The sequence below is a fragment of the Litchfieldia stipae genome, from assembly GCF_014837155.1.
Classification (GTDB): domain Bacteria; phylum Bacillota; class Bacilli; order Bacillales; family Bacillaceae_L; genus Litchfieldia.
Window position 1 is genome coordinate 94,473 of sequence record NZ_JACYHA010000001.1, and the last position, 23,874, is coordinate 118,346.

Here is a 23,874-nt window from a genome sequence, read left to right on the forward strand (position 1 = left end):
ATATTATAATAAAGGTTGTTCATGTTTTGCTTTTAACCTTAACCATCTTCGCTCAATTTCCAGCTCAAACTCTTCAAGCATTACTTTATTTTCATCTTTCAATAAATGCTTTGATTTGCCCATATACTTCAACCAATCTGTAACAGGAATTCGTTTCTTTTTGGCTTCAGGGTCATATGTGATCGTCGTTTCTCCCTGTTCAATTTCATATAATGGGAAGAAACAAGAATCCACGGCGGCTTTCATGATGGTTTCACCAAAACGCTCCTCTGATTTCCAATTTAATGGACATGTAATTAAGATCTTTCCATATACAGTTCCAACATTTTGGGCATACCACTGGGCTTTAGCTGCTTTCTTTATTAAATCCTGTGGAAATGCTTCTGTTCCTGTAAAGACATAGGGAATATTTGTAGCCCCCATAATTTGTGCAGTATCTTTATGGTGGAATGCCTTCCCTCTTTGTGTTTTCCCTACACCCGTCGTACTCGTCATATGCCCCATTGGTGTTGAATAAGACATTTGCGAGCCGGTATTCATATAACCTTCATTATCATATTCGAGCATAATTAGCTTATGATTTCGAAGTGCTGTACCAATGGCAGAGCCCATTCCTATATCCATTCCACCGTCACCAGTAATCATCACAAAGGTCACATCATCAGAGACATTAATTTCACCTCGTCTTTTCAACTCAAAGAAGGCTTCAGCCGTTCCTGATAATGTTGCTGGTCCGCTTTGGAACAAATTATGAATCGTTGTTTGTTTATGTGAACTATATGGATAAGCAGTCGTTACTACATAAGCACAGCCAGTTTGAAATAAGACGACAACATCTCCTTCTATTCCTTTGAAGAACAATTCTAATCCAGGAAAAATCCCACACCCTGGACATGCACCATGACCTGAGGCTAATCGCTTAGGTTTTGATGTTAATGCACGAATGGGTGGAATTCTTACTTTTAGCTTCTTCGTTTGCTCATCCTGTGTTACTTGTATTAAACCTGTCTTAAAGCTGTCTCCTTGTAAAGGTTCCATAACAGGTTTCTGCTTATTTTCGACTTCACCTTTTTGGTAACCATAATAATCAAATGGATTGTTTGTATACCCTTTATTCATTGCATCTATTGCCATATTAAAAAAGTTCATTGCGTCATCTGGATAAAAATCCTTACCACCAACACCAAATACTCTACTCAAGACAATGGTTTTATTGTCTTGGTCCTCTTGTAGAGCTGCTTTAACTTCATGTGTCATATTGGGACCATTTGCACCATAAGAATCTGCACGTTCTCCAATTAAGAGTGCTTTTACATTCTTTAAGGCGATTCGAATTTGTTCTGATGGGAAAGGACGAATGATATTCGGACTGATTACACCAGCTTTGATTCCTCTTCTTCTCAAATCATCTACAACATCTTTTGCTGATTCTGATGCTGAATTTAATAGAAATAATGCAACCTCAGCATCTTCCATTTCATATAGATCTAATACAGGATACTCTCTTCCTGATATTGCAACATACTCTTGCATTACTTTCTCATAAACTTCAATAGCTTTATACAACGCTTCTGATTGTTGAAAGTTATTATTAATTAAATCATCGCCATTCATATGTGCACCAATGGTTACAGGATTTTTCGGATCACGGACGAGTGGATAATTTGTTGGAGCCTCTCCGACAAACTGCTGAACAACTTTACGATCTTTGAAATAATGAACTTTTCTCTTTTGGTGCGAGGTAAAGAAGCCATCATAGGCAACAATGACTGGTAGTCTTACATCATGATTCTCGGATATTTTCAGAGCAATTATATTCATATCATACACTGCTTGAGGGGTACGAGCTAACAGGATTACCCAACCAGTATTTAAGGCGAAGTATAGATCTGAATGATCACCTCTTATATCTAATGGTCCACTGATCGACCTAGTGACTAGGTTCATAACCATTGGGAAGCGAGTCCCAGACTGTACAGGTAATTGTTCAAGCATATACATTAACCCGTTAGCACTTGTCGCATTAAATACTCTTGCACCCGTTACCGCCGCTCCATAACATATGCCAGCTGAACCATGTTCACCATCTGCAGCAATCAATTTGATATCATGTTCACCTCTTGCCTTCATCATATCCAAATATTGCGCAACTTCTGTTGAAGGAGTAATCGGAAAATAACCCATAATATGATAATTGATTTGAGCAGCAGCCATTGCTGCCATTTCATTCCCAGATTCAAACGTTATTATTTGTTCTGCTTTTTCTAGAGTTGTTAATTGATTTTCTAATGTTGCCATTTAGATTGCACCTCCAACAAGTAATGGGAATTTATGTGGAACTCGGTGAGCGTCTACGTAACCGCTTTCTTCTCTCATTTCAGTTAATGCAACGGTAGGACATGCTTCGATACATTTCAAACATCCTTTACAATATTGATAGTCAATGCCTTTAAGAAACATCTGTTTACGGCCACGTTTATCTTCTCCTTCCTCCCAAACGAAGCAATTATCAGGACAGACAGTATCACAAGCAGCACAGCTAATACATTTATCCATTTCAAGTCGAGGAATAAAGCCTTGACGTGACCCACTTAAGTCTTTGAGAATACTATTACCATTTGCAAGAATCACACCACCGATTTCTTGAGTTTCATATCCTAATAAACTCAGTGACCGTTCAAAGTCCTTTTTCTCTACATTTAGTGAGATATCATAGTTCTTAAACTGTACCTCTTCATACCCTCTATTAAAGGTACGAATATTCGGTTCAACAAGATGAGGATATTTTTTCTCAAATGTTTTTCGAATAACATCTCGCATTGTATCTGCATCAAGAAAATCACAAATTTTAAATAAAGCCCCCAGCATTGCTGTATTTACTTTTGTTTTTTCTTCTACTGCTATTCCCAATGCATCAATTATTGCAAGGGTACCGTATTTAATATTCAAATCATCCTTGATAGAATCAAAGCCTCGTGTCGAGTTAACTAATACAATCCCATCTGTAGGCATGCCACTTACAACATCAACCATCTTATACAATGCTTCATGAAATACTCCAATCACATGTGGTTCTTCAATTGGGCTATGATCACGAATTTCAGTATCAGAATCACAGAAACGTATAAAGCTTTTAACAGGAGATCCCTTTTTCTCAGAACCATATGAAGAAAAATTGGAACCATTTAGATTTAATCCCAACACACCAGCCTCTGCTAGCATTTTTCCTGCCAAATTCGCTCCTAGACCACCAATTGATTCCAATCTAATTTCAAAAAATCCAAGCTTATTTTTCTTCGGTAAAATTGACATTCCAGCTCCCCCTACTATGTTCTGTTAATCAACCTTCCATTTTCTTTCTATTTTCTATTTTATAAAAATTGCTGTAAAAATGATGTGACAAAAAACAAACACTTTACGTTTTTAAATAATACACAATTTAATTCGTCACATATTATCACAAATACCATCGTTTTCAATGAGGAATTAAATGTATAACAGATTAAACTAAAAAGTATAACAGAATCCTTTATGCAAGCTTAAAAATGTTCTCCTTATCTTTGAATGCGCTTTATATATTGGTTTTTCTTCCTTCATTCTTTTTCCACGTATAACTTCCCTTTTCTTTCGTGAATAATGTGATAGAATTAATAAGTTATCATGAAAGATTTAAGATAACTTGTTAACCGTTTCACGAGAAAGGAGATTCAACTTGAAAGTCATAGCAAGTACATTAAATGCCAAATATATACATACAAGTCTTTCGATTCGTTTTTTAAAGGCATATGCAGCACCAGAGTTTGATATCGAATTAGCTGAATATACAATTAAGGATCCGGCAATGAATATTGTCACTGACTTATATAGTAAAAAACCTGACGTTATTGGTTTTAGTTGTTACATCTGGAATATCGAAGAAACCATTAAAATTGTAAAAATGCTCAAAAAAATAGATTCATCTATTGTCATTGTTTTAGGAGGTCCAGAGGTCTCCTATGATGTGAGGGAATGGTTACAAAGACTTCCAGAAGTTGATTTTATTGTTATAGGTGAGGGTGAAGAAACCTTTAAACAATTATTAACCGAATTAGAGCAAGAACGACGCTTTGAGCAGGTTAGTGGAATTGGTTACCGGACTAGCGAAAAAGAAATCATTAATCCTCAACGGAATAAGCTTAATTTGAAGGATCTTCCTTCTCCATTTCGTTTTGAAGAGGATAAGAAGCATCTTTCAAAACGCGTGACCTATATTGAAACTAGCCGTGGTTGTCCGTTTTCATGTCAATTCTGCTTGTCATCGATTGAAGTTGGTGTACGCTATTTCGATCGTGAGAAGGTAAAAGACGACATTCGTTATCTGATGGCTAATGGGGCAAAGACGATAAAGTTTGTTGATCGAACGTTTAATATTAGTCGTAGCTATGCAATGGAAATGTTCCAATTTTTAATCGATGAACATCTTCCAGGCACAGTATTTCAATTTGAAATTACAGCTGATATCATGAGACCTGAGGTGATACAGTTCTTAAATGAACAAGCACCTCCTGGACTATTCCGATTTGAAATCGGTGTACAATCAACAAATGATGCGACAAATGAGTTAGTCATGAGGAAACAGAACTTTAGTAAGCTTACTCGAACAGTCACGATGGTGAAAGAAGGCGGAAAAATTGATCAGCATCTTGATTTAATTGCAGGCCTACCTGAAGAGGATTATGATTCATTTAAAAACACTTTTAATGATGTGTTTGCCATGCGTCCTGAGGAACTACAGTTAGGATTTCTAAAAATGTTACGTGGGACAGGCTTGAGATTACGTGCTGATCAGCATCAGTATATTTATATGGACCATTCTCCTTATGAAATATTAGGTAATAATGTGCTCTCATTTGATGATATCACTCGTATTAAACAAGTCGAGGATGTCCTCGAAAAGTATTGGAATGATCATCGTATGAATCATACCATTGAATATTTAGTGACTAATGTATTTGAGACTCCTTTTGACTTTTTCCAGGAGTTCGGGACATTCTGGGATCTTCAAGGATGGTCGAGAATTGGCCATCAGCTGGAGGATTTATTCACACGATTACTTAGCTTCCTTGAAACAAAACAAATAGACCAAATGAAGCTTATTGAGGGCTTGATGAAATATGATTATTATCTACATCAGAAATATAAGCCTCGTAAGTCTTGGTGGGATGAGCCTGTTGCTAAGGATGAGCGTTCAAAGGTGTATCAGCAATATCTTGAGAATCCTGAGCTTCTAGGTCAAGAGTATGTGGAATTGAATTTAAATGAAAAGGACTTATACAAGCATACGATTGTTGAGAAATTCCCGTTTGATCTTAATCACTATTTAAACACTGGAATACTCATAGTTAAATCAACAAATGTCATTATTTATTTTGAACCAATTAAGCATGTTTCTATGTTCTATAGTGAACCCACTGAAAAAGCGCTAAAACCTAATTAGGTTATTAGCGCTTTTTCTTTTTACTCACCTGTACTATTTCCTTTTTTTGAATTACGGTTTGCACCTTTTATTGGTTCCTCAGCGGTCGCCTCTGCAGCGAATTCAGTATCAGGCATACTTTCAGTAGGGGTAAAATTACTTTTTCTTGCTGCGTCACGTTTTACTTTACGTTTCATTAAATCTCCCACTTTCTTTCATTTACTTTAATCAACATCCTTATCTTGTTCATTTGCCCTTGTCATCATACAGCAGAATTTTTAATGATGACTGACTAAGGAGTCACAATACCATCATAAATCCTCATTGTTTGCTCATACTAAAAGTGAATAGGAGGGATAATATGTCGAAAAAAGAGAATAAGAAACAGTCACTGGACTCTCCGATTTTAGATGAGACACAGCCTCATCAAATCAATGCTCCTTCATTCAAGGGGACAGGTATTAAGATGGAGCAACCATTTGTCAATGAGCATGGCGTTGTCATCGGTGATAGTCATTATAATTCACCTAACTCTCCATTAAATCAATGGAGTGATGACGTTGATCCTTCTATTATGGCAGGAGATGAATGGGTACATCCAACAAATGATATCGGATGGAATACTAGTGAAAACCGTGAACTACTCGAACAAAATCAAGCACCTCAGGGTGTTCCTTTTATGCATCCAACAAAGGATGTTTCTAAAAGCACTGATTAAAATCACTGCAAAAAAACAAAACGGGTTCTATCCCGTTTTGTTTTTTTATGGTTTCAAGATCACCTTGATACAATCGTCCTTTTTTTCATCAAACACTTCATATCCATAAGCTGCTTTTTCTAACGGGAACCTATGTGTGATAATATCTGTTGGATCAAAGGTACCATCCACAATCATTTTATACAGCTCAGGTAGATAATGAATAACTGGAGCTTGTCCCATTTTCAAGGTAATGTTTCTGGCGAAAAGGTCACCTAGTGGAAACTGATTATATCTTGTACCATATACCCCAACTAGCTGTAACGTACCACCTTTTCTAACACATTGTGCTCCTAGAACAATCGCTCCCATCGCTCCACCTTGAAGCTTTAATGCAGATTCAACCATTTCAACGACCGTCATTTTACCATCTAAGCCAACACAGTCAATCACAACGTCTGCGCCACCTTTGGTTATTTCTTTGAGGTACTCCCCACAATGATCAATCTTTGTGAAATCAACAACCTCAACTTTGTTTACTCTTTTCGCATGCTCTAGACGATAACCAATATAATCTACTGCAATTACTCTTTTTGCACCTTTTAACCATGCAAACTTTTGAGTAAGTAACCCCACTGGACCACAGCCAAGGACTATAACTGTATCACCCTTTTTTACACCTGCATCATCTACACCCCAATAAGCTGTAGGGATGATATCAGATAAAAACAAGAGCTTTTCATCCTCCAGTTCACAATCTTGAGGGACTAAGAATGGAGTGAAATTCCCATAAGGAACACGTAAATACTCCGCTTGTCCACCTGGATACCCACCAAAAGTTTCTGAGTAACCGAAATAAGCTCCTGCATCACCATGAGGGTTGGAGTTATCACATTGACTTTCTAATTCATGCTGACAAAACCAGCATTGCCCGCAGGAGATATTAAATGGAACAATGACACGATCTCCCTTTTTCACCTTCGTTACATCTGGTCCTACTTCCTCCACAATCCCCATAGGCTCATGACCAATAATATAATCCTTTGGCATATTTGGCATCATTCCGTGAATCAAGTGCAAATCTGAACCACATATCGCAGTACTTGTGATTTTTACAATCACATCTTCACGTTCCTTAATTGATGGTTCTGGTACATTTTTCACTTTTACATCTTTCATGCCCTGATAAGTAACAGCCTTCATCTTTTAACTTCCTTTCCTAGCTTTTTTGTGTAGGTTTAATAAAAAACAATGAGATGATTCCTGCAAGTAGACAAATTGCTGTGGTTGAATAAAACATAAACAACTCAGATTTTTTCATTAATATTGCGAATACCGGAGGACCAACTGCAACACCTACAAACCTCATCGAGCTATAGATAGATGTTATTGTTCCTCTTTCTTCCTTTTCAATCCCCTCTGTTAATAACGCGTCAAGACAGGGTAGGCTGACCCCTATACCAACTCCACAAAAGAAAAAGACAGAAAGGAGAAACCAAATATTGTCTGAAAAACTAATCACAAAAACAGATAAAGCTACTAATACAGTGCCAATGAAAGAAATCCATTTCATTAATACCTTGTTCTTGTTAATCTTTTTTCCTGTAATAAAAGATGAAAGACATAATGCAGCAAGTGGTACCGCTAGTACCAAGCCTTTATGAATACCATGTATATCATGTTTATCTTCTAGCATACTTGATAAAAAAAACAATACTCCAAATAAAACATACATCAGAATACCACCAATAAAAAAGATCCCGTATATCCACCTTCCTTTTTCTTTAAAAATCATTTTTATTTTGTATATAAACTGTTTGAAAGGAAGCACTTCGCTTTTCCTTGGTGATTTCACTAAAAATAGCATCATTAAAATTGAAATTAAACAAAAGACTGGAAATGCAAAAAACGGTAAGTACCAGATTACACCTGCTAAAAAAGCACCTAAAATTGGACTTAATACCTTTCCAAATGTATTTGAAGTCTCAATTATCCCAAGACTGCTCGAAACTTCCTCTTCATTTTTAAATAGATCACCAACTAAAGGAAGTACGATTGGAGAAGCCCCTGCAGCTCCAACACCTTGAAGAATTCGTCCAATTAGGATAAATAGATATGCATCAGTCAATTTCCATGAAGCCCAGCCTGCAATTAATCCGCCTATGGCAGCGATAAGTAGACTTGGTATGATGACCTTTTTCCTTCCTATACGGTCAGACAAGTAACCGGCTAATGGAATGAGGATAATCGCAACAATTGAATAGACCGTAATAATCATACTTGATTGAAAAGAACTAATCCCTAGTTTACGTTCAAATGTAGGAAGTACTGGTATTAACATAGAGTTTCCAAGGGTCATTACTAAAGGGATTGATGAAATTGAAACAATGGCCCAACGTTTCCCAGTTTGCTTATGTTGCTTCTGTTGTTGTTTATTGTAGGAAATACTCTTTGAATACTCCATTAATCCATTCCCTCTTTAAGTCATTTTTTTATTACTTATGTAGTTTACCTATCGAAAGTAAAGATATGTGAACTCAAAAGTATTTTGATAATTCTAATGATAATAAAAAATACCAGCTCCCTCATTTCATTAAAAATGAAGTTGCTGGTATTTATAATGATTTACCCGATAATCAATCTCTCTTTTGGATAATGATAATTTGGATCAACCGCTTTTTTACTTATTAAGAATAAGAAGGAGAGGATCCCAATCCTACCAATAAACATTAAAATCATGATTATAATTTTCCCAATATCACTCATGTATGGTGTAATCCCCATTGATAGACCAGTCGTTCCGAATGCAGAGCAAACTTCAAAAAGGATTTCTAGAAGAGAAAATGGCTCTGTGATTGACAAAATAACCATTGAACTAAAACAAAGAAGGATGGCCATCATCGTAACAACAAGGGATTTGGTAACATCATCATGATGAATTTCACGTTTAAACAGCTTTATATTTTTTTTACCTCTTGCAAAATGAAACAAGAACAAAATATTTAACGCAAATGTCGTGGTTCGAATTCCTCCACCCACAGAGCTTGGTGACGCACCAATAAACATAAGTCCACATATCACTAGAAGGGTTGAATCAGTAAATTGACCTATATCCATTGTAGATAAGCCACCACTTCTCGTCGTTACAGATTGAAATAGTGCATAAAAAAACGTTTGATGCCAAGACTTTCCATGAAAGAAATGGTTAAATTCCAGGATGAGAATCATCAACATTCCAAACACGATTAACATTAAAAAAGTTAACGTCGTTAATTTTGTGAATAAAGAAAAGCGATATCTTTTCATTTCCTTAGAAAATAAAAAGTCTTTCACTTCAATTAATACCGGGAAACCTATTGCCCCAAGTGTTATTAATAACATGGTAATAAATTGTACGAAATAATCATTAGCAAATGGAACAAGTGAAGCACCTGTTATATCAAATCCTCCATTTGTAGTTGCACTAACAGAAGCAAAGAAACCATGTAGATAAGCCTCTTGCCAGGTTGGAAAATAATTCAAGAAGTAAGTCCCCAGTATAAGTGCTCCACATGCTTCAACAACTAGCATGATGATGAGTATATGTTTTAACAAACTAACCAAACCAGATAAATTCGTTTGATTTTGATCAATCATAATTAACTTTCTTTCTCTTAAGCCAATTTTCCTCCCCATCACTAACCAAATGAATGTCCCTAGTGCCATTACTCCGATTCCACCGAACTGAAGAACAAAAGCTAATAAAAAGACACCTGTTACACTAAAGGTATCTGCGATTGAAACGACAGATAACCCTGTCACACTTACAGCACTAACTGCAGTAAATAGCGCATCAATGAAATTAACTTCAACACCAGGATTATGAGCAACTGGAAGAGTTAATAAAATGACTGAGACAGAAACAGCAATAAAATAGAAAATGACAATTAATTGGGCAGGTGTTAATTTATTTAATATCCCGATAAATTTAGTCCACATACTTTTCATTCCTAACTATAACAACAACATTATTTTTTACTACCTACCTATCATATAGAAAATAGAAATATTTTTAAAGGTAGTTTGTGCATAATTTAATAAATTCTTTCACTCATAAAATGATAAAAAACCCTAAAAGGACATTCCTTTTAGGGCTTTCATTCATCTATTACTTTGCTTCCAAGCGTCTGATACGCTCATTTAAATCAGGGTGACTTGAAAACAGCATACTGCTAGCTTTCTTATTATTAATTTTCAATGTTGCTAAAGAAGCTTGTTCATTATTAACTCTACCTGTATAGTTTTGTAATGATCTTAATGCGTGAATCATCTTATCTTTCCCTGCTAAGTCAGCTCCTCCGTTATCTGCATGAAATTCACGATATCTTGAATAGGCAAGAACAACTAAGCTTCCAAGGATTGAGAACATGATTTGGAAGATAATCACTGCAATAAAATGTACGATTGGAGCTAAATCTTCTCTCGCAAACCTAGATACTGCCCAAGCAGCAATACGCGCAAAGAAGACAACAAATGTATTTACAACCCCTTGTAGGAGTGTCATTGTAACCATATCACCATTTGCAATATGAGCAACCTCATGAGCTAGGACCCCTTCAACTGCATCCTCATCCATTGTTTGTAATAGACCAGTTGAAACTGCAACAAGTGATTTACTTTTCGATGGACCTGTTGCAAAAGCATTTACTTCAGGTGAATTATAGATTCCTACTTCTGGCATTTTAGTTAAACCAGCAGCACGTGATAGTCTGTGTACCTTTTCTACTAAATCTCGTTCAAGATGTGTTAATGAGTCTCCTTCTTTAAGGACCTTGACACCCATCATCATTTTTGCCATCCAGCGCGACATTGCAAGTGACATAAAAGCACCCGTAAAACCTATTACTGCACTAAAAGCTAATAGTGATGTAAATTCGATTTGACCATTTTGGATATAGTTCCCAATCGGTAGAATAGAAAGAACAATTCCAATTGTAATCATTACTAAAATATTAGTAGCAATAAGCAAAAAGATCCTTTTCCCCATATTTGTAATCCACCCCTAATTTTAAGTTCATATGAACTTATTATAAGGTGAAAAAACAAAAAATGCAAATATTTTCACCCTTGATTTAAGAGTATTGACTAGAAATTTATTAATCGTTACGATAATACTATCTAATATTATGCGAGGTGCATGATGGAAACATTTGAATTTACTCGTAAAACACTCGCTTCGTTACTACTTTCTTTAAGGGATAACCATCATCCAACCCCCACCAACGTGTTAGAAGAGGCTTGGAGAACAAAACAAATTATCATAAATAAACAGATAAATGTGGAGGCTTTTCATCCAACGATGCTATCACCTTTACTTGCAAAATTAACAAAATTTACACCAGAATCCGCTGGATTGTCTATTAATGAAATTGCTAGTTTAGGTAATCATCTTGAATTTGCAATGGTTACATCTACAGCCATTCAAAATTGGGTAAAGCGAGATGTGAAAGAGCTTATTGGCTCTCCCTTACATGGGAAGAAATATTCTATTGACCAAGCTGCTATCTTATTTATTGTTGAGGATTTAAAGGCCATACTAGACTTTGACTCAATCCGTAAAGTTTTGACAATGATCTTTAATAATCCAGTTGATCGATCAGATGATATTATCGACCCAGTCCACTTTTACAAATGCTATTCCGATATCTTCAATGACTTGTATAAACAAGACATGAGTCACGAGTTAGAAACAACGATAAAGGAAAAAGCATCAGAGATGATCCTTGGCTTACATATTGATAATGAACATCAAGAGATCGTCGAGAATATCCTTACCATTTCTGTATTAGCCATCTTCTCGTCGTGCTTTCAATCAAAAGCTAAGGACTACATAAAAAAACTATAAAAATGAGGGTAGCAAGCTATCCCTCATTTTTTTTATGTTTGAAATCACAAGTGCTAACATGATCATTTACCATCCCTACAGCTTGCATAAAAGCATAACAAATCGTTGAACCAACAAATTTGAATCCACGCTTTTTCAGATCCTTACTTAGCCGATCACTCAATTCTGTCTTGGCAGGAATCTCTTGCAAACTGTTAAAATGATTCTGAATGGGTGTTCCATCTACAAAGGACCATATATAATCACTGAAAGAGCCAAACTCCTCTTGAACCTTTAAATAGGCTATAGCGTTTGTGACAACAGCATTAACTTTTAGTTTATTTCGTACAATCCCCTTATTTTGAAGCAGCACTTCTATTTTCTTCTCATCATATTGAATAATCTTGCCTGCCTCAAAATGATCAAATGCTTCACGATAATTTTCTCTTTTTTTCAATATCGTGTACCAGCTAAGACCAGCCTGAGCACCTTCTAAATTGAGATATTCAAATAACAAACGGTCATCAAATACTGGCTTTCCCCACTCGGTATCATGGTAGTTGATATAGAGTGGGTCATCATTTACCCATCCGCATCTATTCATCTTACATACCCTCCATTCAAATTCTAATTAAATTTCTATATAACGGAAACACTATTACCTATGAGTCATTTCATAATATAACTTTAGGAGTTCTTATTCTCATGATACAAACTCTAGGAATAACCCATGAATATAAGGTTGTTACTAATTTCCCAATCACAGATTTTCAATCTTCTCATTTCATCTGGTGCTGGATTGATTTTAATAAACCTACCGAGACTGAAATCAGCCATTTAGATTATACCTTTAAATTTCATCCTTTGGCTATTGAGGATTGCACTCAAAGATTGCAGCGACCAAAGCTGGATTATTATGAGGATTATACTTTTTTTGTAACTCATGTGTTGAGAACAAACCTTGTTAAAGAGGAAATGAATTTTTTTATCGGAGATCACTATATCGTTTCCTTTCATTTTGATGATTCACTTGAAGTTAACCATGTTTGGAATCAAATCATTAAGCGAGAGAATATAAAAAAATGGGATGAATATGCTGTATTTTATCATATCTTAGATAAGGTTGTAGACCAATATTTCCCATTCATCTATTCAATTGAAGATAAGTTAGATACGATTGAAAATAACAGTGAAGAAAAAATGGATATTGTTCTTGATGAATTATTCGATACAAGACACTCATTATTAAATCTAAGACACACGATTGATCCTATGAGGGATTTATTATATCGTATGCTGAATTCGAATCATCTTATTGGCATACGAAACCGGAAAGAGTATTTTGGAGATATATATGACCATCTGCTCAAATTATCAGAAATGATTTCTTCGAATCGTGAAATTACCTCTGACATTCGAGATAGCTATCTTTCGATTAATGCACATCAAACAAATAAAGTGATGCAATTTTTAACAATTATTACTTCAATCTTTGCTCCCTTAACTTTTATCGCTGGAATATATGGGATGAATTTTATCTATATGCCTGAATTAAATGTTCGCTATGGATACTTCATGACATTAGGATTAATGGCGGCAGTTAGTATTGGTATGTATATTTGGTTCAAACGAAAGGGCTGGATATAACAGGGATTTATCGCTATGTTAGAAGATTGTTTCTATATATACAGCCATTACCAGTATTGAAATTCATTTAGTTCTAATACTATAAAGGAACAACCAATTAATTATAAAAAGGAGTTGTTAGCATGGCTAATCGAAATAAATTACTTGTCCCTGGGATTGAACAGGCACTAGATCAAATCAAATATGAGATCGCCCAAGAGTTTGGAGTGAAGCTTGGATCAGATACCGTATCACGTGCAAACGGTTCTGTTGGAGGAGAAATCACTAAGCGTTTAGTTTCACAAGCTCAAGCTCAATTAAGAGGGGAATAAAAATTTAATATATATGGCTCAAGCCGAAAGGAATTCCTTTCGGCTCTTTATTTTCCATCCTTATTTCTATTCCAATTGGCTGGGACTTCTTTATGATGATTGTTCCCTTTTCCTTTGGCATGATCGGGTCTTTTATTATTATCTTTCTTATGCTGTGACCCATTATTATCTTTGTTTCCATGATTGGGTCCTTTATTTTCTTTTGTTGCTTGTTCTTTAGAATTCTTATGATGATTCTGATGCTTCTCTTTTTGTTTTTTATTTTTTTCATTTTCTACATACTTTTTGTCTTTAGTAGAATTTTTTTCATTTTTCTGCTTTTCATTTTTAGTCGAGTTACTTACATTTTGTTTTTTTGGTGGAGATTCTTTTTTTTCACTCTTTTGTTCGTTCTCAGTGGATTTCTGGCTAGTACCAGTTGTTTGAACATTTGCTTTTGGCTGAGTTTTTTGTGGCTGTGTCACGTTTTTTTGAACAGCCTCTTCTTTGACCTTTTCTTGTTCCTTCTTTTCCTGCTGGATTAGCTTCCCAGTGGATACACCTTGTTTTTTAGCTTTCTCACGAATTTCCTTAGTAGAATGGATCGTCGTTACAACAATATTGCTCTCTTTTTGATACTCTTCTCCAAACTGTTGAAGATCTACCTCTATTATGTCATCCTGAGCTTTTACAACAGCGTCATTGACCACTGTCGTGATCAATACTTCATCACCTTGGTCTAAGTAGCCACTTTCAACACTATGATCAATAATCATCTTAGAGACAAGATCAATATGCTTTTCTTTCCACTTTGGCAGAGTGGATAATAATTTCTCACCATCTTGATTTAAGGCGGTAATACTTAGTACTTGTAATTCATCATCGACACCAATTTCCAAGCTAGGATTTATATCAATTGAGACGTAAGCATACACTTGTTTTGTTGTAGCAAACATTGGGATAAACGTTATAATTAATATAATTGCAGCAAGTGTACCTATTACTGAAAATACGTTTCTCTTTGCTTTTACATTGAACCAGCTTCTACTTCTTGTCTTTTCTGATAATGAAACTGGAAAAAAAGTAAGCTCCTCGCCAATCTCAACATCCTCTTGTTTTCTTGCCCTCAAGAATTCTCCCTCAGCTGTTAAAACTGTGAGAAAATCCTCATCAATGCTCATTACAATCCCTTTTTTCACTCACCTAGCACCCCCTTAATGTAATCTTTGAGATATAGATAATCTTGAGATAAGATTAACGTCATGGCAATAATATACTTACGATTTCTTTCAATGGTCTTACGGCTAACATCAACCACTTTTTCTAATTTTTTAACAGGAAGCTGTTTTTTCTCAAAGAGACTAGACCTAAGGGAATCATCCTCTACAATAATCTTTGCAATTGTCATGGCATTTAACCGGGCATCAGCATGCTTTGGAGATTGATCAACAATCTCATTAAAGGAAAGACCAAATTCCGTCAGCTTTTTTTGGAATCTCACAATCTCATCTTTTCTTTGTTCTTGCTCAATCGATTGTTGAAATTGATCTATTGATTGTTTTGATTCAATTTTTGTAAAGTAACTGTCATCCTCGATGTCTGTGGAATCCATCCTGATTGTTTTCACACGTGCTTCTTTACGTATGAAATCAATCACTCTACGTTTTATAAGCAAATCAGCGAAAGATAGCAGGGAACTACCTTTATCTGTTGAATATTTCTCAATGGCTTCATTAAATGCGATTAGACCTATGCTAAACTCATCGTCTTGTTCACTGATAAACCTTTTGCATACGGATGATACCGATTTGGCAACGAATGGTTTATACTTTTCTATAAGCTCGTTTTGTAAAGCCTTATCACCGTTTTGGATTCTAATTACTGAATCTTCAAGCGAACTCTTGCTCCTCCCAAGCTTAAATAATAAACTTAGCATGGTTTCACCTCAGTTCATAATATACTATTCGTAATACTAGCCTATTTTTGTGGGGGCTTTCAATAGTAATATTTTCTTAAGTGAAAAAAAGAGCATGACTTTTCACCTATTTCAGTCAAAAAAAAAGTTCCAAACGGAACTTTTTTCTTACTGATTTTCAACTTTTTTTAACTCAACTTCTTGTTTTTCCTCTGTCTCATTTTTTGACAAGAACCAGCCACCAATTGCAATTCCAAGTAAGATTACCCAGAAAGTAATTTTCCATTCTGCTGATTTAGGAAAACTTTCAGAAATCACGCCCAATTCATGATGTGCTAATGTATATACCGCTAATTTAACACCTACCCAACCAACAATTAAGAAGGCGGCCGTTTCTAATCCTGGCTTACGGTGCAGTAATTTAACAAATTGGGTTGCAGCAAATCTCATAATAATTAGTCCGATTAAACCACCCGCAAATATAACGGCAAATTGTCCACCATCTAATCCGCCGATTTTAGGTAGATTTGTAGCTGGTAGTGTCACTGCTAGAGCAACTGCTGCTAGAATAGAATCAACTGCAAACGCAATATCTGCTAACTCTACTTTTACAACAGTCATCCAAAAGCCCGATTTCTTTTTTTCTTTTTCTTTCGCTTCATGTTGATCTTTCTTAATCATAAATCTCTTAACTAGATGATTAATAGCGATAAATAGAAGATAGATTGCCCCTATTGCCTGAACCTGCCAAAGGTTTACTAAAAAAGAGATGGCAAACAATGACCCGAATCTAAATACAAATGCTCCTGCTAATCCATAAAATAATGCCTTTTTTCGTTTTTCTTCAGGTAAATGCTTAACCATGATTGCCATTACTAACGCATTGTCAGCTGCCAATATACCTTCTAGTGCAATAAGTATAAGTAGTACCCACCCATATTCTAATATAATTGAAGCATCCATGAAATTCTCTCCCCCTATTTCCTTATTTACATGTAATATGAACACAAAAAAGACCTTTGCCATTAATGGCAAAGGTCTTGCTAAACACAATTAACTGTGTCAACAAAGCCGGAGGATATGATCCACGAAATGACGACTTTGTTTTCGAGTTTCCTCGAACGCTACTCCCCTTTGAACTGGAAGAATTTATCATATTTAATGTTAGGTTAATTGTAATACCACTTTTACTTATTGTCAATTATTTTTTTCTAGTATTGAATGCTTTAAATGAGATAATTTCTTTTTTATTTGCTTGTCTCTTCTTCTTCCAATAGAACCAGACTGCCAATCCAACAACGACTAATCCACCAGCTGGTAGTAAATACTGATTAGCAAGTGCTCCTACATCCTCCCACCTTGGACCAAGGATAAAGCCTAGATAGACATATAAAAAAGTAATAGGAAGCATAGCAAAAAATGTATAAACCGAAAACGTGATCACATTCATTTTTGCCATACCACATGGAATAGAAATTAGTGTTCTAACTCCTGGTAAAAACCGTGCAGTAAAAGCAACCGAACCACCATACTTTTCAAAGAAATCATCTGCTTTAGCAAGCTGCTTTTCCTTTATGAATAGATATTTTCCATATTTCAATAATAATGGTCTTCCACCAAAACGCCCCAATGCATATAGCGTTAACGGTCCAAAGGTTCCCCCCACAGTCCCTGCTAAAACAACTAGCCAAAGGTTCATGTCACCTTGATATACCCAGTAACCTGCTAACGGAAGAACAACTTCAGCAGGAATAAATTCAATAGTTAGTGCTAATAGAATACCAAAATAAGATAGTTGCTTTAAAAACTCTACAATTGAAATAATAATATGCTCCATAAAAACACCTTTCAAAAAAATTGAAATTTGTATTTACAATAACAGATATACGAAAAAAACGCTAGTTGGATGTCATTACCATCATTTCACTCTTAAGAATTGGTGAAACTACTTTAAGACTATTATGTAAGGGGACATAAATATGCATACAATGTGGAAAGGCTCCATTAGTTTTGGATTAGTGAATATACCTATTAAGCTTTTTGCTGCAACTGAAGACAAGGATGTAAAGTTAAGAAATCTACACAAAGAATGTCATACTCCGATACAGTACGAGAAAGTATGCTCACATTGCGAGAAAGATATTTCCAACGAAGACATTGTCAAAGGATATGAGTATGTAAAAGGAAAATTTATTATATTAACTGATGAAGAGTTAAAAGAGCTCAAGGATGAACATGAAGATAAAAGTGTCGAGATTGTTGATTTTGTCAATTTAGAGGATATTGATCCGATTTATTTCAGCCGCTCATACTTTATGGGACCTGGAGAAAATGGTAGTAAAGCTTATGGATTATTAAGAGAAGCTTTAAAAACATCTGGGAAGATTGGGATTGCAGAAATTACGATAAGATCAAAGCAACAAATGGCGATTATTAGAGTGTATAAAAACAGCCTAGTAATGGAAACCATTCATTATCCAGATGAGGTTCGAAATGTAGAAGAAGTACCTGGAGTACCAGAGAATGTTGAAATAAATGATAAAGAGCTAGAAACTGCCATCATGTTAATTGATCAATTAACTACTGATTTTGAACCTGAAAAATACAAGGATGATTATCGTACAGCTTTACTCGACTTAATTCAAACAAAAGTCAATAATAATGAAGGTACAACAGCTAATGATACTGCACCAAGATCGAATGTTGTTGACTTAATGAGCGCTCTCCAAGCTAGTATTGAACGTACAAAAGGAAAAGAAAACACCCCTTCTAAGAAACAACCTGTTCCTACTACAAATGTTTCAGAAATGAAATCCACTGGAGAGAAAGGTCCAAAGGTTAGAACAACAAGGAAAAAAGTAGGCAGCTAACATGAAATTAAGGCCGATGCTACCTACTCTTATTTTTGAAGCACCAAAAGGCTCTGACTGGCTATATGAAATAAAGTACGATGGTTTTCGTACTCTTTTATATTGGGATCATGGACGGATTGAATTAATTAGTCGAAATGGAAACCTTTTAAATGAACAATTCCCTGAAATCATTGAATATTGCCGTGATCAAGAAAGACTATTTTCAGAAGACTTCCCACTTATTATTGATGGGGAAGTCTGTATTCTAGAATCCTCCTATAAAGCAAGCTTTGAACAAATCCAAATTCGTGGCAGATTGAAAAACAAAGAAAAAATAGCAGCAACATCGGCTATAAAGCCTGCTCACTTCTTAGCTTTTGACCTATTACTGATTCAAGATAAGTCGATTATGACGGATCCCTTTATAAATAGAAAAAAACAGTTAGAAGATTTATTTCTAAAGCACAATTTAATGAAGATAGTTGATATTCAGCAAAATCAGCTACTTCAACTTATTCCATACCATTCTTCTTTTCAAGAAATTTGGGAAAAGGTTCAGGCCGAGCAGTCTGAAGGAATCATTGCAAAAAAAAGAAATAGTCCATGGGAAGAAGGAAAGAGAACAACCTCATGGTATAAAATTAAAAATTGGCAAAGGGGCAATTTTTTCATCACTGGGTATGATCAAGCAAATGGCTTCTTTCATGTCTCCGTACTAAGAGATAAAGAAATTTATGAAATTGGGCTTTTTTCAAACGGATTAGCTTCTGAAGAACGAGATGCACTATTACAAGTCATCAGGCAAAATCAGCACGAAGGAACGAAGATTGGTTATGTCAGCGTCAATCCTGGGATCTGTGTAGAACTTCTTTATTTAGAACTTTACAAAGAACAACTTCGCCAACCAAGCTTTTCTAAATTTCAATTTGATATCGATTGGTCAGAATGTACGTGGGAAAATCTCCAAAGAAAAATGGATATTTCGACTCAAGTGATTATTTCGCATCCGGAGAAGCCTCTATGGAAAGAAAGACATATCACAAAGCAAGATTATTTAGATTACCTCTTAAAGATTTCACCTTATATGCTCCCATTTTTGAAAGATCGATTGCTGACAGTTATCAGGTATCCACACGGTATGTATGGAGAATCCTTTTATCAGAAAAATTGTCCTGACTATGCACCAGCTTTCATTAAAAAGGTTCGTCATGAGGATATAGACTATATTGTTTGTAATAATGTCGATACATTAGCTTGGCTCGGGAATCAATTAGCATTTGAATTTCACATTCCATTTCAGACAATTCATTCAAATGGTCCATCAGAAATTGTATTTGATTTAGATCCACCATCAAGAAATGAATTTCCCTTAGCAATTAAAGCGGCATTAATCCTTAAGGAGGTATTTGATGGATTAGATTTAATATCATTTATTAAGTTATCTGGTAACAAAGGCTTACAGCTCTATATTCCATTACCTGAAAACACATTTAGTTATGAAGATACAAGAGTTTTCACAGAATTTATTGCTCATTACCTTATTAACAAAGAGCCAGATTACTTTACGATCGAACGTCTGAAAAAAAATCGAGGTAACAAACTTTATGTTGATTATGTTCAACATGCAGAAGGCAAGACGATTATTGCTCCGTATTCTGTTCGCGGAAATGAAGGAGCTTATATCGCCACCCCGCTCTATTGGGATGAAGTAAATGAGGATTTAACCATTGAACCTTTTTCGATCGAATCGATTATAAATCGAATAAATACTCTCGGTGACCCATTTAAAGAATTCTTCAGAACGAAAGAAATCCAACCCTTCAAACCTGTTTTAGAATTTTTGAAAAATAAGTAAGAGGCTGTTCCAAAATTCCATGGAACAGCCTCTTACCTCTTTTATTTCTTATCCTTATCTTCATCCTTCACAATTTTAAGGATCTCTTCAAGCATATAAACCATGTCTTGTTTTTTGTATGGCTGTCCCTGAGTAGCTGGAACAGATGATTCTGGTTCTTCTTGTTCTACTTCATTTTTTTCAAGCGTCTCTTCAATCAAATATGCCGGAATCAGCTGTCCATCTGGTGTTACATATTTTTTATTTAACCTGCGTGTTTCCTTATCGAATAAGCTATACACGATTGGAATAATAAATAGTGTTAAGAATGTACTACTTATTAATCCCCCAATAACCGAGATACCCATCGGTTGATTCATTTCTGCACCCTCACCAAGACCTATAGCAAGAGGTAATAATCCAAGGATTGTCGTTGTTGCGGTCATTAATATTGGTCTTGTACGATCTTTTACTGCTTCAATAATCGCATCGTATGTCTTCATTCCTTGCTCTTTCTTCTGGTTAATATAATCAATCAATACAATCGCATTGTTAACTACAATACCCGCAAGCACAATTATTCCAATAAATGCCGTCAAGCCAACAGGCGTCCGAGTTGCCGTTAATGCGACAGCTACACCTATTACCATCAATGGTACAGTTACCATGATGACAAATGGGTGTTTGAATGATTCGAATTGAGCAGCCATCACTAAATAAATGAACACTAACGCTAGTACAAATGCTAGCCCTAAATCATCCATTGATGATTCAAGCAATTCACGGTCGCCACCAAATGTGATCTCCGTATCATCAGATAATTCTAAATCAGCAATTTCAGCATCAACCTTTGAAGAAATATCACCAAGGTTTGTCGTACTAACGAATTTAACTGTAAATTGAACAGCACTTTGTTGGTCTATTCGATTAATAGTCGTTGGACCTTCACCAATTGTTATATCTGTTACTTCATTTAATTGAATAAATGTATTATCAGGTTTCCTAATAAGCAATTCTTGTAATTGATCAATATTGCTTGTTAATTCGCGATCATAACCGACATTTACAGGGTAAATATTTTGGTCTTCATCAGTTAACTGTAAAGCTGTTGTCCCCCTGGTCACATCGTTTATCGTTGATGCGATTTGAAGCGGTAGTAAGCCCTCGTCAAAGGCTTTGTCTCTATCCACTGTAATTTGAACTTCCTCTACTGTATCTGTTAAATCAGTTGAAACCTCAGTGACATCAGACAAGTTGTCAAGCGCCTCTGTAATTTGTTCTACAGCTTCATTTAATCGATTAGCGTTATTATCCTTCACATTAAAGGTAAGAGTGTTTGGTGATGAACCAGATGATGACTGAACATTCAATGAAACTTCAGCTGTTGCATTAGCAGATTTAGCAGCTCTTTCAATCTCACGCTTATTTTCATCCATAAAATCAAAGGTCGATACAGTTCTGTCATCTAAGTCCTTCATTTTCACATAAATTTCAGCACGATTCGTTCTTCCAGATCCAGTGACTGAACCTTCCTGTGTTGAACCAATTGAACTTACATATACATCTACCTCTGTTTTGTCACTTAAGACATCTTCAATTTCTCTGACTGTTTTTTCCGTTTCAGAAAGTGATGCACCATTTTCTAATTCAACTCCAACAGTAAAGAAGCCCTCGTCACTACTTGGCAGAAATTCTGTTCCTACGGTTGTCAATCCAAAAATACTTCCTGCTGTAATAATAAGTGTTAAAACAAGTACTAATGCACGATTTCTCAAACTCCATTTTGTTAGTCCTTCTAAAGACTTCATGAAATGAGAGTCTTTGCGCTTAACCTCTATGTTTTCTTTCGGTTGCTTCAGAAATCTACTCGCTAGCATTGGAACAACAGTTAGTGCTACAAATAGCGAAGCAAATAAACTGAAAGCAATAGTTAAAGCAAATTCAGTGAACAGCTGGCCAATGATACCAGAAATAAAGATCACTGGTAAGAACACAGCTACCGTTGTAAGAGTAGAAGCAATAATAGCAGCTCCAACTTCCTTAGTACCATCTGCGGCTGCCACTTTAGGTTCTTTGCCCATAGATAAATGGCGATAGATATTTTCAATCACAACAATCGCATTATCGACTAACATCCCAATTCCTAATGCCAACGCACCGAGAGTAAGAATGTTCAGAGTGAAGTTTGAGAAAAACATAAGAACAAACGTTACAATCACTGAATATGGGATCGCAATTCCAATAATAAGTGGACTTTTCACACTTCTTAAAAAGAAAAATAAGACTAGCATGGCAAATAATCCACCTAGAATCAGCGTATTAGACATATTACCGATGGCAATTTGTATAAAGTCACCTTGGTCAAATAAGATATCTGATTGGATATCTTCATATTTTTCTTGGCTTAATAGTTCATCTAATTCAGCTCTAAAGCTATCAGATACCTTCGCAGTATTCGCATCCGATTGCTGGAGTACACTTACTAATAGTGCAGGCTCTTGATTTGCACGGGTGATCGTATCTTCATCCTGGGGTGATAGTGATACTTCGGCTATATCTGCTAGTGTCACCTTTTCACCATTTGAAGGATCTCTTGTGATATTGATTTGTTCTAAATTCTTAACCGAGTCGATTGTGCTAATGACACGAGTCGTTAATTCCTTTCCTTCAGTTTCAACTGTATTTCCTGGAAGTGACATTGAATTAGCTCTAAGGATATCAATAATATCTTGTTGAGTTAAAACATACTTCTGCAGCTGATCTTCATCAAGTACTACTTTTATTTCATCAACAGTCGTCCCTGCTAAACTAACACTAGCAACGCCTTCAGCCTTATTGAGCTCAGTGACTAGTGCTTCTGCTAAATCCTGTAATGTTTTTGCATCAGTATCAGTGCTTAGTGACAATTGAATAACAGGGAATTGAGAAGGATCAAACTTCATAAACCTAGGTTTATTTGCGTCCTCTGCAATCGTTGTAGAATCAATTCTACTTTGAACCTCACTTTCAACCTCATCAATTGTTGTAGTCCAAGAAAACTGCATCAAGGTTAAGCTTGAATTTTCCTGTGATGTTGACGACATTGTCTTAAGTCCTGGTAGAGTAGAGAGGCTTTCCTCGATCGGTTTTGTTACCTTTTCAACAACCTCTGTAGGGCTTGCACCAGGATAACTGACAACCACAACGCCAATAGGTGGATTAATTTCAGGAATTAGCTTAAGGGGAATGTTTAATAATGATACAAGTCCTAAGATGATCACTAAAAACATTGAAACTAAGGTGAAAACAGGTCTTCTTATCGCAAAATTACTAATCTTCATT

At 35.6% G+C, this 23,874-nt stretch carries 20 protein-coding genes; 7 read left to right on the forward strand and 13 right to left on the reverse strand.

Annotation, left to right across the window (positions count from 1 at the left end):
* Window positions 1–3: 3 nt before the first annotated feature.
* The gene (locus F7888_RS00440; RefSeq protein WP_191776041.1) at window positions 4–2,298 is read right to left on the reverse strand and encodes a thiamine pyrophosphate-dependent enzyme; all 2,295 of its coding nucleotides are present in this window, start codon (window positions 2,296–2,298) and stop codon (window positions 4–6) included.
* The gene (locus F7888_RS00445) at window positions 2,299–3,312 is read right to left on the reverse strand and encodes a 2-oxoacid:acceptor oxidoreductase family protein (RefSeq protein ID WP_191776044.1); all 1,014 of its coding nucleotides are present in this window, start codon (window positions 3,310–3,312) and stop codon (window positions 2,299–2,301) included.
* A 400-nt stretch (window positions 3,313–3,712) separates the two neighbouring features.
* Between F7888_RS00445 and F7888_RS00450 the strand changes: the two genes are divergently transcribed.
* Window positions 3,713–5,476, forward strand: coding sequence for a B12-binding domain-containing radical SAM protein (locus tag F7888_RS00450; protein WP_191776046.1), 1,764 nt, complete (start codon window positions 3,713–3,715; stop codon window positions 5,474–5,476).
* Window positions 5,477–5,496: 20 nt separating this feature from the next.
* Here the strand turns inward: F7888_RS00450 and F7888_RS00455 are convergent, their stop codons facing one another.
* Window positions 5,497–5,652 carry a hypothetical protein gene (locus tag F7888_RS00455; RefSeq protein ID WP_191776048.1) on the reverse strand — a complete coding sequence of 52 codons (156 nt, stop codon included), beginning with the start codon at window positions 5,650–5,652 and terminating at the stop codon, window positions 5,497–5,499.
* 164 nt (window positions 5,653–5,816) lie between these two features.
* On the opposite strand from F7888_RS00455, the gene F7888_RS00460 reads away from it, so the two are divergent.
* Window positions 5,817–6,173, forward strand: a complete 357-nt coding sequence (locus F7888_RS00460; RefSeq protein ID WP_191776051.1) for a DUF3905 domain-containing protein — start codon at window positions 5,817–5,819, stop codon at window positions 6,171–6,173.
* A gap of 45 nt (window positions 6,174–6,218) precedes the next feature.
* On the opposite strand, the gene F7888_RS00465 is transcribed toward F7888_RS00460, so the two are convergent.
* The 4 genes from F7888_RS00465 to htpX all read right to left on the reverse strand — a co-directional run bounded on the left by F7888_RS00465 (window position 6,219) and on the right by htpX (window position 11,178).
* Window positions 6,219–7,355, reverse strand: a complete 1,137-nt coding sequence (locus F7888_RS00465; RefSeq protein WP_191776053.1) for a zinc-dependent alcohol dehydrogenase — start codon at window positions 7,353–7,355, stop codon at window positions 6,219–6,221.
* A gap of 16 nt (window positions 7,356–7,371) precedes the next feature.
* Entirely contained in the window at window positions 7,372–8,616 is a 1,245-nt protein-coding gene (locus tag F7888_RS00470) for an MFS transporter (protein ID WP_191776056.1), read from the reverse strand.
* Window positions 8,617–8,777: 161 nt separating this feature from the next.
* Entirely contained in the window at window positions 8,778–10,139 is a 1,362-nt protein-coding gene (locus F7888_RS00475; protein ID WP_318246209.1) for a TrkH family potassium uptake protein, read from the reverse strand.
* Window positions 10,140–10,299: 160 nt separating this feature from the next.
* A complete protein-coding gene (gene htpX / locus F7888_RS00480) occupies window positions 10,300–11,178 on the reverse strand; it encodes a protease HtpX (RefSeq protein WP_191776062.1) in 879 nt (292 codons plus the stop codon).
* A 153-nt stretch (window positions 11,179–11,331) separates the two neighbouring features.
* Here htpX and F7888_RS00485 point away from each other — a divergent pair, with 153 nt between their 5' ends.
* Window positions 11,332–12,036, forward strand: a complete 705-nt coding sequence (locus F7888_RS00485; protein ID WP_191776065.1) for a DUF1836 domain-containing protein — start codon at window positions 11,332–11,334, stop codon at window positions 12,034–12,036.
* Between the two features lie 16 nt (window positions 12,037–12,052).
* On the opposite strand, the gene F7888_RS00490 is transcribed toward F7888_RS00485, so the two are convergent.
* On the reverse strand, window positions 12,053–12,619 hold the full coding sequence (locus F7888_RS00490; protein ID WP_191776067.1) for a DNA-3-methyladenine glycosylase I: 567 nt from the start codon (window positions 12,617–12,619) through the stop codon (window positions 12,053–12,055).
* A gap of 101 nt (window positions 12,620–12,720) precedes the next feature.
* Between F7888_RS00490 and corA the strand changes: the two genes are divergently transcribed.
* Both corA and F7888_RS00500 read left to right on the forward strand, forming a co-directional pair.
* A complete protein-coding gene (gene corA / locus F7888_RS00495) occupies window positions 12,721–13,662 on the forward strand; it encodes a magnesium/cobalt transporter CorA (protein WP_191776070.1) in 942 nt (313 codons plus the stop codon).
* 122 nt (window positions 13,663–13,784) lie between these two features.
* Window positions 13,785–13,973 carry an alpha/beta-type small acid-soluble spore protein gene (locus tag F7888_RS00500; protein WP_191776073.1) on the forward strand — a complete coding sequence of 63 codons (189 nt, stop codon included), beginning with the start codon at window positions 13,785–13,787 and terminating at the stop codon, window positions 13,971–13,973.
* A 47-nt stretch (window positions 13,974–14,020) separates the two neighbouring features.
* On the opposite strand, the gene F7888_RS00505 is transcribed toward F7888_RS00500, so the two are convergent.
* From F7888_RS00505 to F7888_RS00520, 4 genes are all read right to left on the reverse strand, one after another.
* Complete coding sequence (locus F7888_RS00505; RefSeq protein ID WP_191776075.1) at window positions 14,021–15,151, reverse strand: anti-sigma factor domain-containing protein; 1,131 nt, start codon at window positions 15,149–15,151, stop codon at window positions 14,021–14,023.
* Window positions 15,148–15,888: an RNA polymerase sigma factor SigI gene (gene sigI, locus F7888_RS00510; RefSeq protein ID WP_191776078.1), complete on the reverse strand. Its 741-nt coding sequence runs from the start codon at window positions 15,886–15,888 to the stop codon at window positions 15,148–15,150. Before sigI ends, F7888_RS00505 begins: the two co-directional genes overlap by 4 nt.
* Window positions 15,889–16,035: 147 nt before the next feature.
* A complete protein-coding gene (locus F7888_RS00515; protein WP_191776081.1) occupies window positions 16,036–16,830 on the reverse strand; it encodes a TerC family protein in 795 nt (264 codons plus the stop codon).
* A 238-nt stretch (window positions 16,831–17,068) separates the two neighbouring features.
* Window positions 17,069–17,704: a DedA family protein gene (locus F7888_RS00520; RefSeq protein ID WP_191776084.1), complete on the reverse strand. Its 636-nt coding sequence runs from the start codon at window positions 17,702–17,704 to the stop codon at window positions 17,069–17,071.
* A 142-nt stretch (window positions 17,705–17,846) separates the two neighbouring features.
* Here F7888_RS00520 and ku point away from each other — a divergent pair, with 142 nt between their 5' ends.
* Both ku and F7888_RS00530 read left to right on the forward strand, forming a co-directional pair.
* Complete coding sequence (ku, locus tag F7888_RS00525; protein WP_191776087.1) at window positions 17,847–18,737, forward strand: non-homologous end joining protein Ku; 891 nt, start codon at window positions 17,847–17,849, stop codon at window positions 18,735–18,737.
* Window position 18,738: 1 nt separating this feature from the next.
* Window positions 18,739–20,574 (forward strand): DNA ligase D, encoded by a 1,836-nt coding sequence (locus tag F7888_RS00530; RefSeq protein ID WP_191776090.1) that lies wholly within the window; start codon window positions 18,739–18,741, stop codon window positions 20,572–20,574.
* Window positions 20,575–20,615: 41 nt separating this feature from the next.
* Here the strand turns inward: F7888_RS00530 and F7888_RS00535 are convergent, their stop codons facing one another.
* Entirely contained in the window at window positions 20,616–23,873 is a 3,258-nt protein-coding gene (locus tag F7888_RS00535) for an efflux RND transporter permease subunit (RefSeq protein WP_191776093.1), read from the reverse strand.
* Between the last annotated feature and the right edge of the window lies 1 nt (window position 23,874).